This window comes from Bombella favorum (assembly GCF_014048475.1).
Lineage (GTDB): Bacteria > Pseudomonadota > Alphaproteobacteria > Acetobacterales > Acetobacteraceae > Bombella > Bombella favorum.
The window spans coordinates 941,508-954,621 of record NZ_NWUS01000001.1; the positions used below are offsets into that span (position 1 = coordinate 941,508).

Here is a 13,114-nt window from a genome sequence, read left to right on the forward strand (position 1 = left end):
CGGGGCCATCCTATCTAATATCTCTTACTTGTCTGACAATTTAGCCCCAGTTGATGGCCCCTCTTCCTCTTCAGACGGCACTCCCGCCCATCCCCGGATCATCGTTTCCGTCAGATAAAGAAGGGTCGGACCAATAAAGACGCCAGCAAACCCAAGTGTTGCCAACCCACCAAAGGCCCCCACCATAATGACGATAACAGAAATCCGCACATAACGGCGAATAATGAGCGGCTGAAGAAAATTATCACCTGCTACCGCCACAAGAGCAAATAACAGCATAATGATGGCGTGCATCAACGGTGCTGTGAAATACAGCCATGCGGTACTAAGCAGCAGCACCCAAGCACCACCAAATTGCAGAACGCAGGAAATAAACATTACAGCCGCTACGACACTCCCCATCGGCATACCGGCGGCCATCAGCCCAACCCAACCGAACAGGGATTCGAGAATAGCCGTAAGCGTGACACCAAGCGCAACACCCCGTGTCGTGATCTCAGCCTGTTTAAGAAGGGCGCGTCCACTCCTTCCCCCCAGCTGGCTGCTTACCTTCTCCAAAAGAACAATGATGCTCTCTGCGCGGCTCAGAAGCAGCACCATAACAACCAATGTCAGGGCAAACTCCAGCAAAAGAGACCCAAAACTACCTGCTGATGCCAGAAGTACATGCAGTATCTTCTCAGGCGGTGGAATGACATGCCGCAGCAAACCCGGCAGGCTATTTTCTCGCAGATGATCCCAAAACGGAATGATATCTCCCCCCACGTAAGGGATGCGCCCCACCCATGCCGGGGCTGCTGGGAGCTGTAGGGAAGGCAAGATTGTGATGAAGTGTGAAACAGCATCCACATGCCGAGCGAAAATGATGATCACCAACACGGCAGGGAGGAAAAAGATGATTATAGCTGCCAGAATGGTAAAAAATACGGCGGCAGACCGACTACCAAAGCACGCAGCCTGCAAGCGCAGAACCAACGGCCAGAGTGTAACGGAAATGGTCGCACCCCAGAGAATGGGGGGCAAAAAAGGATGAATGATCCACACCGCCGCCAAAAGTAGCAACCCGGCCATCAGAGCCGTAAGGACCGGCCTTACCGGACTGACGGCGGCTCCGGCTGCAGCCTCAGCCGACGTAAAGAGGTTCCTGAAACGTGTTATCATGACCTGTCCTGAACAAGAGTGAACCTACTTATACCTCTCTCCCTGCGAGAGAACCGAAATTCACATAAAAAGCCTTCGAAGGCCACCGCAGGGCTCCCCATAAGTCGCCAGCCTCTCAACATACAAAAAGATAGGGACCATCCAACGATCGGATAGGATAGTTACGATCTTTTCACCCATACCTCGTGACCTGAACATCCAAAGGCTGCTAAAAGACTACACGAGAATGCCAGCATGATACCCCATCCGGCATTACCAATTCACCCCATGAAAGGATTTACCTGCATGTCTCAGAAAGAAAACATCGTCGCCCGCAACATGACCCGTGAAGACCTGATCTTCGCTCTGGTGCAGGATGTGGTCCGCATCGAAGGCCCGAACGCTAAGATCGACCGTGCTTACCTTCTCAAGCTCGTGACGGAAATTGCCCGTTCTGTCGACGGCAAATAAGATCAATCCGCACAGCGGTATAACAAAGGCCAGAGTGATTAATCACTCTGGCCTTTGTCGTATCTAGCAAGAGCTAAGACGCATTGTCAGGGGACGCTGTCAGCGTTACCTGCGGCACCATCAGGCTGATCCCTTCCTGACTGAACCTGTTCAGTACCTCAGAGACAACCACCGTACGTGTGGTATCGCTATTGGTGCCACGGGCTATACAGATCGCCAGCGTCGCCGCCACCGTATCCCCTATGCTGTCACCCAGCCAAACCTGCGGAGCTGGATCACGCAGAACATCCGGCTGATCAGCTGCAACAAGCATGAAGAGTGCCTTCACTTTCTCCACATTCACATTAGTTGGGACTGCGAAGACAAGCTTCATCTTCAGCGGGTTAGTACCTGCGCTGTAATTCTGCACATTTGCCGTGATGAACTGGGAGTTCGGCACAATCAGCGTCGTTCCGTCACTTAACCGGATATCCGTTGCACGGACATTCACACGCTGAATTACGCCAGTATTGCCACTAATGGTGATCTTATCACCCGCCTGTGCTGGCCGCTCGGCCAACAGAATAAGACCGGAAATAAAGTCCTTAACGATAGACTGCAGACCAAAGCCGACACCAACCGACAGCGCACTGACGACCCATGTCAGATTCTGGACAGAAATGCCGATCATAGCCAGCAGTTTCAATCCAGCAGCAATCCACAACATGTAGGTCAAAATACTGATGATGGATGTCTGCGCCCCATTATCCAGCGATGTGACCGGAAACAGGCGTGTCTGCAACCATTGCTGCAAGAAACGTATGGCGTAATACACGCCGACAAGCAGCAGGGCCGCACCCACTATCGTACGAGGTGAGAACGGTACGCCAAAGAAAATGCCACCGCCAAAGATCTGCTGTAGCTGCCGCCATGTGCCAATAAAGGAAACGCCGTTCCTACCCTGCAACAGGGCAACGAACACCATAACAAGGCTCAGCCCAACCAAAGCAGTTGTGATGACCTCCAACTGTGCAAGACGACGCGCACTCAGCTCCAGTTCGGTCCACAGCCTTCCGAGGCGACTCTGAGGCGAAAAGAGAAACTGGGAAAAATCCCTCCATGCCTGCATGAGCAACATGACAGCACCAAAGGCATAGAGCAGTGTCAGCACCCAGTCATTCATCAGAAAAGCGAACGAAATATACCCGCTTAGGACAGCAACAATCGTCACGCCCAGCAGCAGGGCAGAAACCCCATGCAAAGGTATATGCTGGATCAGCACGGCACCAATGTCCTGCCCCGTACCACTGCTACCCCCAACATCGCTAAGAGCAGCCCCATTCTGCTGCTCACGCTTGCTGGAACGGCACGTCAGATACAGCAAAACCGCCGTGGACAGAGCAAAGGCTCCTTCCAGCACCGCATCATTACCTGGGCTGACATCACGGCTGACCTCCGCCGTCCGCAAAGCACCATAAAAAAGAATGCCACCGCCAAGGAGAAGACTGCACGGCAGGCACGTCTTCCCCAAAAGCCAACGCTTGAGCGAAACACCAGCACCAATGATAAAGCCACACACAGGCAGAGCTTGTGTTAGGTACTGCCCTTGCGCAACGGGCACACCATCATTGCCAAAAGCCACAAGCTGCCAGCCCTGCCATAGCAGTTCTGCCAACAAGCCACACAGCACGCCAGCCAATACACTGCCTAAAGCCTGCTGGGTACGGATTACCCTCCCCCAACTTGCCTGTTCCTTAGCTGATGTAAGAACACGAACCGCTAGCTGCCGTAGCCCGAAGCCAAACAGCATGACCAAACAGCCAATGCCTAGAACACCAAACAGAACATTCAGTTCGGTCCGGCCTATATCGCGAAAGGTCGCATAACCATCAGATAGAGCACTCCGCCAGAAACCGACACTCAGTGGGGAATCGACGTGCCGAACCAAAGCACCCTGCTGCACTCTGCGACGCAAATCATCCAGCTGACCTTCAAGCTGGCGAGTCTGAAGGTCACAGACACGCATACGCACCTGTAAAGCGGCAATCCCCATAGATGTCTTACGGGCAATGACACGCTGCCGGGTTATGGACGCATCTTCTCCTTCTTCTGCCTTGTCACCCAGGACCTTCAGCAAGGAACTGATAGAGCTGTCATAAGCCTGAATCTGTGTCATCCCGCTGTTCACATGCTGGCGGACCGTCAGCACCTGCTGTGCGTAAGAATCCAGCACCCGACCAACCGGCAATCCCTTGAGGCCACCCAGCGCAGCACCGACATTCCGCAATGTGGTCTGATCCTGGTCCAGCTGCGTCCGCAGCGTGGTCGCTACCCCAGCCCAACCGAAATCACCTTCTGGCTGCCCCAGAACAAGAGGTGCTGTTGCATTACCTGCCGATGCCCCGCCAGAATCAGCTTTATCAACTTTTGGGGCGGGGTCAGAGGCCGCAAAGCCCTGCACAGGGGCTGCCAGCATGGCAGCCAGCCCTATGCCAGCCCCCACACCAGCCATGATCCGACGAACAGAATAACGCTTCATAAAACCTGCTTGTTTCCAATAACTGGATATGTGTCTGCTGAGTTACGCAAGCACGAGAATATGGTGGAGTTATGTTACCTTTCAAGGTCGGTCTGGCTGCTTCCGCCCTATCTCAATCCCCATCCGTATCGCAGCGGCGACATTTTCCGATGTTCGGCGAATATTTTCACGAGCCTGCGCCAGAACATCCGCCAACGCTTCGGGGCGAGGCACGGTATCAAAAAAGGCCCCTATGCCAACCCGATGCATCCTGTCCACTCCCTCCCCTGTAGAGCCAACAATGGCGATAACCGGCCGACCATGAGCTCTAGCAACCTGCGCAACACCCATAGGAGCTTTACCATGTGCGCTCTGCTCATCCATCCGGCCCTCCCCGGTAATGACAAGGTCCACATCCCTAAAACAAGCATCCAGCCGGAGCTGATCGGACACAATCTCCACACCGGGCCGCAACCGGGCACCCGTAAAGGCTAGAAGGCCCGCACCCAGTCCCCCAGCTGCACCAGCTCCGGGCACCGTCGCCACATCCTTTCCGCACTGCTTCGACAAGATACGAGCATAATGTGCCAATGCTTCATCCAGACAAGTCACATCCGCTGGAGTGGCTCCTTTCTGGGGACCAAAAACATAGGACGCACCCTGCGGCCCCGTCAGAGGGCTAGTTACATCACAAGCACCCTCCAACGTAACGTTCGCCAGCCGCCTATCCATGCCAGAAAGGTCCACATCGGCCAGGCGGGCCAAAGCGGCCCCGCCAGGTGGTAGCTCTTGACCGTTCTGATCCAAAAACCGTGCCCCTAGGGCTTGAGCAAAACCAGCACCTCCATCATTCGTTGCACTGCCACCCAGCCCCAGAATGATATGCGTGCATCCTCTGTCCAGAGCGGCACGGACCAGCTCCCCAACCCCATAGGTCGTTGTTCGTAGCGGGTCGTATTCCTCTGGCTTCAGCAATGGGAGGCCCGCTGCAGCGGCCATCTCTATAATGGCCGTCTGCCCATTCCCGCTGATCCCCCAAAACGCTGGCACTGGTGCCCCCAAAGGCCCCGTAACGGAACAACGCACAAGCTCGCCATCTGTACCTTGTACGAGAGCCTCCACAGTTCCTTCACCGCCATCAGCCATAGGTAGGCAGAGATAATCAGCTTCGGGGAAAACACGGGAGAAGCCTGCTTTTATCTCTTCAGCCACATCCAGCGGGGGCAGACTCCCCTTGAAGGAATCACAGACAATTGCAATTTTCATGCTGTCCTCCTTCCCGCAGGATGCGCTGCGAGTGGAGAAACGTCTAGTCTTCCTCGCCGTAAAACTCCTCTCCCAGCACAATAGCTGGACGGCCTTTGGAGCGACGAAAATTATTCGTATCCCGCAAGGAATAGGCACAGCCACAATATTCCTGCTTGTAAAACCGCTCCCGCTTGCTGATCTCAATCATACGGGCAGAGCCGCCGCCTTTGCGCCAGTTGAAGTCCCAGTAAGCTAGTCCTTCATAAGGGGCCACGGCCCGGGCCCCGCAATCATTGATCTGGGCCATATTCTTCCAACGAGAAATACCCAGAGAGCTAGTCATAACCGGGAAGCCATGCTCATGCGCATATAAGGCGGTACGCTCAAAGCGCATATCGAAGCACATTGTGCAGCGTATGCCACGTTCCGGCTCCCATTCCATACCCTTCGCCCGGGCGAACCAATCATCCTTATCGTAATCGGCATCCACAAAAGGAATATTATTTGCCTCAGCAAAGCGGACGTTCTCCTCCTTGCGTAGGAGATATTCCCGTTCTGGATGAATATTCGGATTATAGAAAAAGATGGTGTAGTCGATGCCGGATTCCGTCATCGCCTCCATCACCTCACCCGAGCAAGGAGCACAGCAGGAATGTAGCAGAACCTTCTTCTGCCCCCCCGGTGGCTCAAGAAACACTCTACCGGAAGGTGTCAACGGTGTTGACCTGCGGCGTTTCTTACGGGCCGCATAGCCCCGCTCCCTGCCGGAAGCCTCCACTGCTACGGGGCCCTGCACCTCATCACAGGCCGAATCATGAAGGGCTCCCTGCTGGTCTGTCCGCTCATGGCTCATTCGTGGTTTCCTCTGTCCGATCATCAGCGCAGAACCGGCCTCCGGCCGGAATACTTGCCCGCCATACAGGGCAGATGCGGGCCTGTCGAGAAAAACCCCTTTCCTCCTCCCCTAAACTGGTCGGAAACGCCGGACACCGGTCTTACAAAGCAGCTTGAGTTCCCAGCATAGTAAGCCCGAATAAAATCAACCTCTCACCAGACACCTCAGCCAACACCAGCCACAGGCAGCGGCAATGAGGGAGCCCACGAGAATACCAATCTTACTGGACACCAGCAGAATAGAAGCAGGAAAAGCCAGTGACGCCATGAAGAGACTAACTGTAAAGCCCAACCCACAAAGCAAACAGAGGCCAAATAGCATCCGCCATGATGTTCCTTCTGGAAGAAGGGCCAGACGACACCGTATGACTAGCCACGTCATGCCAAATATGCCGCCTGTTTTGCCAATCACCAATCCGGCAGCAACAGCACAAACCAAACGAAGGTTAAGAGCCGCAGCAGGAACATCAACCAACGGTATGCCCACCGTGACAAAACCAAACAGCGGCAGAATCAGCCATGTAACCCATGATGAAATGCCACGCTCCACAAGTTCCAAAGGGGAAAGAGCTGCGGGATCACCCTTCTGGCGGACTGTCGGCAGGCAGAGACCCACCACAACACCTGCCAACGTAGGGTGCAGCCCTGCTCCCATCATACAGCCCCACAACAAACACCCGCCGACACCATAAAGCCACAGGCACCCCACACCTCTCCACCCTGCAAATGCCATCACGCCCATAAGCACGATACTGCCTAGAAAAGGTATGACATGCAGAGCACCGCCATAGAACAGAGCAATGATGAGGATTCCCAACACATCATCAAAAATGGCCAGAGCCATCAGCCAGACTCGCCCACCCTCTGACACACGCCGCCCCAATGCCAGAATGATCGGCACTGTGAAGGCCGCATCCGTAGCAACAGGAATAGCCCATCCAGCTGAAAGCGCAGGATCAGGTGCGGCAATCAGCGTATAGAGGCAGGCAGGAACAGCCACACCTCCCAGCGCCGAAAGACAGGGAAGAAGAGCCTGCCGGAAACTTGCAAGGTGCCCTGTACTCAACTCCTTTTTCAATTCGAGCGTGATGCCGAGAAAAAACAACGTCATCGGGCCAATGGTAACGAGCTCAGCAAAGCTAGGTAGGCTGATCTCCAGCATACCGGTTACCGGAACCAACCGCCCCAAGGGATGGGCCAACAGCATATAAAAAGAACGCCATGGCGAATTAGCCAACGCCAACCCGAGCATCGCCATGAATAGAAGAAAACAGGGGCCAGCCGTTTCGGAGGGAAAAGACCAACGCCTATGCTTTATCGCCACCCTTACCCTGCTCCCCGACTATCCACATCATACCCCTGCAAGAGGCCTCCCGCAGGTGGAAAGACCGTCAATAGCGGGAAAACAGGGCTCCATCAAACCGATAAACCAGCTTAAAATAATAGGCATTAGTTTCCGAAATATAACGCCCATCCACTGAATGTGCATAGCGGGTCGTAATATCCAGTTTGGGATTAATTTTCCACATCAACCCCACGCCCAACGTAACCTCACGGCTACTACTATCCGCCACGTAACGGCCCAGCGTATTATCACGCCATCCGGCATTATTCTGCCAGTCCATAGAGAAAAAGGGCTCCCACATGCGGCTTGCCTTCCAACTAAACCGCAAATTGCTATGGAAAGCCGTCCCCGGATGATAGGAGTGTTCCCCCCGGACATGCTTGGTAGACGCTACTACAGCCCCGAGATCACCATCAAAGCTGAAATGCTTCCACTCATAATCAAACATGAAACTTGAAAGATTGGACCAATATTGAGGATTCAGATCCCGCCGGGTAGCACTTGGTGTCTGCATAAAGGTCTGAATACCGAAAGTACTATGTTGATTGGGCTTAAACCACACAGCAGGCCCCGTGATGGTTGGCCCTAGCCCCCCATAATTTGTCCCATTCGCTAGACGATAGCTTTCCGTCTGAATGACCTCATAAGCAAAACCGACATGAGGAATGGAGTCAAACGTCCAGAAATGGACATACTTGCTTAAGCCGGACCATGTGTGGCTCCCACCTTCCGGCCTCCGGGAGCCTTTCCCATTGTAGGAACTGCCAGCCGCATTACCGTCCCCATACTGCACGAACACATTAAAGGGTTTGAAATCCACTGGCAGGTCATATTCATGCGGACCAATAACAGCGAATGTAATATCAGAAGCCGCTACTAATGAGGAAGATAAAAGCCAGAACAGGGCCGCACCTACCGCCCCCAGCAACAACACACCCGGTGATCGCACTCTCCTCAGGCACAGCATGTGAAGCCTTCCCCACAGAGCCAGACGTAATACAGAACCTAGCCGCCACTAGAAGGCTGCATCACGCTCTCCACCATCCAACACGGATGGCCAGTTAAAGACGGCTTCTCTCTGTATAGAAGGAGAGGTTCTATTTTAACAAGTCAGATCAATATCAAATATAATAGTACCCTATCAGTACAAATTTCAGTGCCTCTCGTCAGGCTTTACCTCACGCAACATAGGGGAGGAATTATGCCCCCATCCTCTCACACCGCTTTGCCCAGACGCAATAAACCACACCCGTGACCAACAAGCTGACAACCCAAGAAATATCTACACCATGTAGGGAAGCAACAAGCGGCCCCGTATAAGGGCCTGTCTTCATAAAAGGCAGCTCCACCAAAACACCCGTGAGATAGATCAGCACAACCGGTGCATTAAAACGCCCATACTGCCCACCATCAGCCCTGAAAAACGCCATTACGTCATACTCACCATGCCGCAGCAGGTAATAATCACACAGATTGATCGCCGTCCACGGCACCAGCACAGCCATGAGAATATCCAGAAAGGACGTATAAGCCTTCAAGAAATCTCCCACCATGCCGAGGCTCATCACAAGGGCAGCCCCCAAAAGCAACACCGTCATAACAAGCCGCCCCCCCAGCCCAGACCGCCATGAAGGGCAGAAGGTCTGTACCAATGTCAGGCTACACAGGGCCCCACAATAAACACTCATGGCATTGGCCAGTGGAATAGCCAGTGCCAGTACCAGCAGGACAATATCCCCCATACGCCCACCCGTCAGGGAAAGCGCACCAGCCAGCGGCAGAGACGGATAGCTCAGTGCCAGCAGGCTACCCAGTACCATCGGCAGCACAGCCCCGATAACTGTTCCCCCATAGGTCGCCCAGAAAGCCTGACGGCCAGAGCCTGCCTCATCCGGCAGATACCGCGAAGAATCAGAGACATAAGGGGCATAGGCAATCTGCCAGAGAGCCGAAACGGAAAATGCCCCAAAAAAACCGGCCACAGTGCCGTGCATGTCCGCCAACAATGTGCGGGAGAACCCACCCAATCCACAACCAATGGCATAGATAACCGCCACAATGGAGACCCAGCTGGCCACACGGGAGCATACATGAATGGCCCTATACCCCATCATACAGGGCAGCAGTGTCAGCACAGCAATGAGCCAAACCCCCCTATTGCCGTGGAATACAGGAAGTACATGGGCTAGAGCCTCGCCCCCCACAACGCAGTTAGAGGCTGCGAAACCTATATACATGAGTACGACGAGAAGGATGATCGGTACCGACCCATAAATACCGAACTGCCCCCGGCTCTGCACCATTTGGGGAACGCCGAGACGTGGCCCCTGTGCGGCATGGAGGGCCATGAAAATCGCCCCCACTACATTGCCTAGCACCAGTGCCAAAATAGACCAGATAAGGGACAGACCAAACACGGCAGGCCCCAAAGCACCGGTGACAACTGTCAGCAATGTCATATTGGCACTGAACCAGACCGAAAACAGGTCCGTTACACGCCCGTGGCGATGCGCCTGCGGAACGGGATGGATAGTATGGGTTTCCATATGGGTACTCATGGCCCCGCTTTTCCCACACTCCCCAAGGCGTGAAAAGAGATTACTTTACGTTAATCATACCAACCCCGCCGGACCAATCCAAAAAATACCCGTGGCCAGAAGATAGACTTTGAAGTTTCATCAAAAATTCTTTAACAGATTCTGCAATATCATCTCCTTGTGGGAAAATACCGCACTACCAGGGTTCTTTTTGAAGAAATGGGGAATAAAATGTCTGCTCTTTCCTCCCACCCCATTCAGAATGAAAATCCCATAATCCTGAAATTATTTTTCCATTATTTCTCTGCTACCTTAAAAAAACTGGCAAAAAACTGGCGTGTTATACTCCCTATAGGCCTTTTCTTCTTTTCCTCCCCTCTCGCACATGGGCAGGTACTTGACGAAATTATCGGGAACGAGCCGCTGCTCCGGGTCGATACCCCCCTGCCCGCCCATGGTGGCTATACAACCTCCGTCCCACCTTTTGGCAGGCCGGAAGCCCTCTTCCCCCACGGCTTCGGCATGACAGACTGGTTGCGCAAACGGGGTATTGCCTTCCTGCTTGATAATACAAACGAATTTGCCGGTGCCATCACGCCCCCCAAAAAGAACTATCCCAACTCCCAGCATTTCGCTCCATACAAGCAAGGGGCCAGCAATGCCGGACAATATGCCGCTTCGCTTAACATCGACTGGGAGCAACTCATCGGGTTCCGTGGATTCTCCACGCACAGTATTATTGTTGGCCGCTACGGGACGACAGCAAACCGCATGTTCGGTGACTGGCTAAACCATGCTTCGGAAGATTATGGCGGTGGTGGGAACGTGGTTATCCATCTAGTCATGGCCTACGGGGAAGAAACCCTGTTCGGTGGCCGCCTCTCCATCGCTGCGGGCCGTATGGCGGAAATGTCAGATTTCCAAAATAGCCCCCTCTTCTGCAACTTCCAGAATGGTAGCATCTGCGGCCGCCCCAAGGCGGCAACGGACAGTAGCTTCGTCAGCGGTTATCCAGCTGCTGTCTGGGCTGGGCGTATCCGTGTCCGCCCGTCACGCTCACTTTATGTGCAGAGTGGACTCTATGCGGGCGAAAACGGCATCTACAAAAACGAACAGCACCGCACTGGCTTCAAGTTCAATGGTGGGAATATCAACGGATTCCGCCTCCCCTTAGAAATAGGATGGGAGCCGCTCTTTGGTAACAACCATCCCGGGCACTATAAAATCGGTGGCGTGATGATGACCGCTCCCAGCCCCGACAATTATTTCGATGAAGACGGTCAGCCCTATGCCCTAAGCAAAGGCAAACCTCGCATACGGCATGATGGCTATGGTGCCTGGTTCATGGCTGACCAGCATATATTGAATCATTATCACAGCAAAAAGCGTGGAATTACGCTGCTGGGGGGCTTCCTCTATAACGATAAGCGCATCGCCCTGCGGGAGTGGGAAGCCTACGGTGCCCTCATAGACCGTGGTATCTTCCGGTCCCGCCCCTTTGATACATTTGGCCTTTCCTTCACCTATGAGAAAATTGCCCCCGGCGTACAAGCAACCGAAGCCACAATGTTGGATACCCAGCAATTCAGCCGCCTCCCGAACCACGCGACTGGCGTACAGCGCCATGCTGCCGTGCTAGAGGTCAACTACGCCATCCATGTCTACCGAGGAGTTATCTTTCAGCCCCTACTAGAATATTTTTTCCGCCCCAATGGACAGGGTAATCTGCGTGATGCCGCCCTGCTTGGCTTTAAGAGTCATATTGAGATTTTCTAGGGCTTTTCACCGCACGTATAACGGTTGCACGTAAAGTGTTTTTAGGGTGTTATCACTATGTATCGGGATGAGCAGTCACTCAAAGAAGGGTCAGCTGCAGCTGCCTGTGTAAGCAGGCCATCCTCCATCATATGACTTAAGGATATTCCCATGCGCTTCACGACACTGCACAAGGGCCTTGCCCTCTCCATTTTTGGCTTGGGTACACTGGCTGCACCAGCTTTCGCTGATGACGCAGCGCCGACTGCCCACGACAAGGCATCTGCCACAACCAGCAAACATATAAAAAGCGAACGCAAAAAAGAACATCGCGCGTTTCATCACCTGTCCGAACATGGCCAGCAGGCCATGACGAGCATCCTGCAGGCTCAGCACATCCTCGCTGCTGGACAGAGCGAACAGGCCCTGCCGGCTCTTAATGCCGCTCTGGCCCATCTTCAGGCTGCATCCAAGGCTCGTGAGCAGTTCACCGCTGCCGAAGCTGATCTGCACCCCGCCCCTCAGCATCCTGTCTCCAGCGCCCATACCCCCCAGAGCGGCCCGACAGACTGGATCCCGGTTGGTGGTGAAGTTATTGCTACAGACACGCTGGAACCCAGCAAAAAAAGTGCCGTGGCAACAGCCAATGCCCAGCTAAAAGCAGGCCAGACCCAGCAGGCCGCCCAGACCCTACAGGTTGTCGGGCAGGACATCGACTTCATCGTCGCTCTGGCCCCTCTGGCCCAGCTTCAGGGTTTTGTGAACCGTGCCCTGATTTTTGCAGAAGGTCATCATCCTGATGCTGCTACTGTGGCTCTAAATGATGCGCTGAATACACTCGTCTTCGTTTCCGAGAATGTCGTGACCGAAGCAACAGCTGCCGCTCAGAAGCAGAAATAAGACGGCTTCTCCTCTTCCTCAGAAGGCGAGACCCTCATAAAGAAAACCGGCATGTCACCGTGCCGGTTTTCTTATATCTACCTGCCAGAGCCATCATAAACATGATCGGTCAACGCTCGGCGGACTCCATATCTTCCAAAAGCTGTGTGGATAATCACTCACATGACAGACTAAAGATGGCAATTTTCTGCGGCTCCACACCTGTGGAAAACTCTGTGAGTAATGATAACTTCCTATTGACAGCGATTCCTATGAGAGAGACCGGGGAGTCGCAAGGGGGCAGAAAGAAAACTGTTCACAGCCTCTCATCAAGGAGGCCTCGCATCA

General features: G+C 53.8%; 10 protein-coding genes. 3 read left to right on the top strand and 7 right to left on the bottom strand.

Going from position 1 to position 13,114, the window contains the following annotated elements; genetic code table 11:
* Positions 1-24: 24 nt before the first annotated feature.
* A complete protein-coding gene (locus CPA57_RS04310; RefSeq protein ID WP_182081577.1) occupies positions 25-1,161 on the bottom strand; it encodes an AI-2E family transporter in 1,137 nt (378 codons plus the stop codon).
* Between the two features lie 285 nt (positions 1,162-1,446).
* On the opposite strand from CPA57_RS04310, the gene CPA57_RS04315 reads away from it, so the two are divergent.
* Positions 1,447-1,611, top strand: a complete 165-nt coding sequence (locus CPA57_RS04315) for a hypothetical protein (protein ID WP_182081578.1) — start codon at positions 1,447-1,449, stop codon at positions 1,609-1,611.
* Positions 1,612-1,684: 73 nt separating this feature from the next.
* On the opposite strand, the gene CPA57_RS04320 is transcribed toward CPA57_RS04315, so the two are convergent.
* The 6 genes from CPA57_RS04320 to CPA57_RS04345 all read right to left on the bottom strand — a co-directional run bounded on the left by CPA57_RS04320 (position 1,685) and on the right by CPA57_RS04345 (position 10,153).
* Positions 1,685-4,129 (bottom strand): DUF3772 domain-containing protein, encoded by a 2,445-nt coding sequence (locus CPA57_RS04320; protein ID WP_182081579.1) that lies wholly within the window; start codon positions 4,127-4,129, stop codon positions 1,685-1,687.
* 81 nt (positions 4,130-4,210) lie between these two features.
* Entirely contained in the window at positions 4,211-5,374 is a 1,164-nt protein-coding gene (locus CPA57_RS04325; RefSeq protein WP_182081580.1) for a glycerate kinase, read from the bottom strand.
* Between the two features lie 43 nt (positions 5,375-5,417).
* Positions 5,418-6,209, bottom strand: coding sequence for an epoxyqueuosine reductase QueH (locus tag CPA57_RS04330; protein WP_182081581.1), 792 nt, complete (start codon positions 6,207-6,209; stop codon positions 5,418-5,420).
* A gap of 186 nt (positions 6,210-6,395) precedes the next feature.
* Entirely contained in the window at positions 6,396-7,574 is a 1,179-nt protein-coding gene (gene nhaA, locus CPA57_RS04335; protein WP_326831342.1) for a Na+/H+ antiporter NhaA, read from the bottom strand.
* Between the two features lie 67 nt (positions 7,575-7,641).
* Positions 7,642-8,562 (bottom strand): transporter, encoded by a 921-nt coding sequence (locus CPA57_RS04340; RefSeq protein WP_182081582.1) that lies wholly within the window; start codon positions 8,560-8,562, stop codon positions 7,642-7,644.
* A gap of 232 nt (positions 8,563-8,794) precedes the next feature.
* Positions 8,795-10,153 carry a purine-cytosine permease family protein gene (locus tag CPA57_RS04345; RefSeq protein WP_182081583.1) on the bottom strand — a complete coding sequence of 453 codons (1,359 nt, stop codon included), beginning with the start codon at positions 10,151-10,153 and terminating at the stop codon, positions 8,795-8,797.
* Between the two features lie 210 nt (positions 10,154-10,363).
* On the opposite strand from CPA57_RS04345, the gene CPA57_RS04350 reads away from it, so the two are divergent.
* Together CPA57_RS04350 and CPA57_RS04355 are read left to right on the top strand one after the other, a co-directional pair.
* Entirely contained in the window at positions 10,364-11,908 is a 1,545-nt protein-coding gene (locus CPA57_RS04350; RefSeq protein WP_182081584.1) for a carbohydrate porin, read from the top strand.
* Between the two features lie 150 nt (positions 11,909-12,058).
* A complete protein-coding gene (locus tag CPA57_RS04355; protein ID WP_182081585.1) occupies positions 12,059-12,787 on the top strand; it encodes a YfdX family protein in 729 nt (242 codons plus the stop codon).
* Positions 12,788-13,114 lie beyond the last annotated feature (327 nt).

Excerpts from the sequence above, each read along its gene's own strand:
- CPA57_RS04310 (WP_182081577.1), bottom strand. The coding sequence starts at position 1,161 with ATGATAACACGTTTCAGGAACCTCTTTACGTCGGCTGAGGCTGCAGCC.
- CPA57_RS04315 (WP_182081578.1), top strand. The coding sequence starts at position 1,447 with ATGTCTCAGAAAGAAAACATCGTCGCCCGCAACATGACCCGTGAAGAC.
- CPA57_RS04320 (WP_182081579.1), bottom strand. The coding sequence starts at position 4,129 with ATGAAGCGTTATTCTGTTCGTCGGATCATGGCTGGTGTGGGGGCTGGC.
- CPA57_RS04325 (WP_182081580.1), bottom strand. The coding sequence starts at position 5,374 with ATGAAAATTGCAATTGTCTGTGATTCCTTCAAGGGGAGTCTGCCCCCG.
- CPA57_RS04330 (WP_182081581.1), bottom strand. The coding sequence starts at position 6,209 with ATGAGCCATGAGCGGACAGACCAGCAGGGAGCCCTTCATGATTCGGCC.
- CPA57_RS04340 (WP_182081582.1), bottom strand. The coding sequence starts at position 8,562 with ATGCTGTGCCTGAGGAGAGTGCGATCACCGGGTGTGTTGTTGCTGGGG.
- CPA57_RS04345 (WP_182081583.1), bottom strand. The coding sequence starts at position 10,153 with ATGAGTACCCATATGGAAACCCATACTATCCATCCCGTTCCGCAGGCG.
- CPA57_RS04350 (WP_182081584.1), top strand. The coding sequence starts at position 10,364 with ATGTCTGCTCTTTCCTCCCACCCCATTCAGAATGAAAATCCCATAATC.
- CPA57_RS04355 (WP_182081585.1), top strand. The coding sequence starts at position 12,059 with ATGCGCTTCACGACACTGCACAAGGGCCTTGCCCTCTCCATTTTTGGC.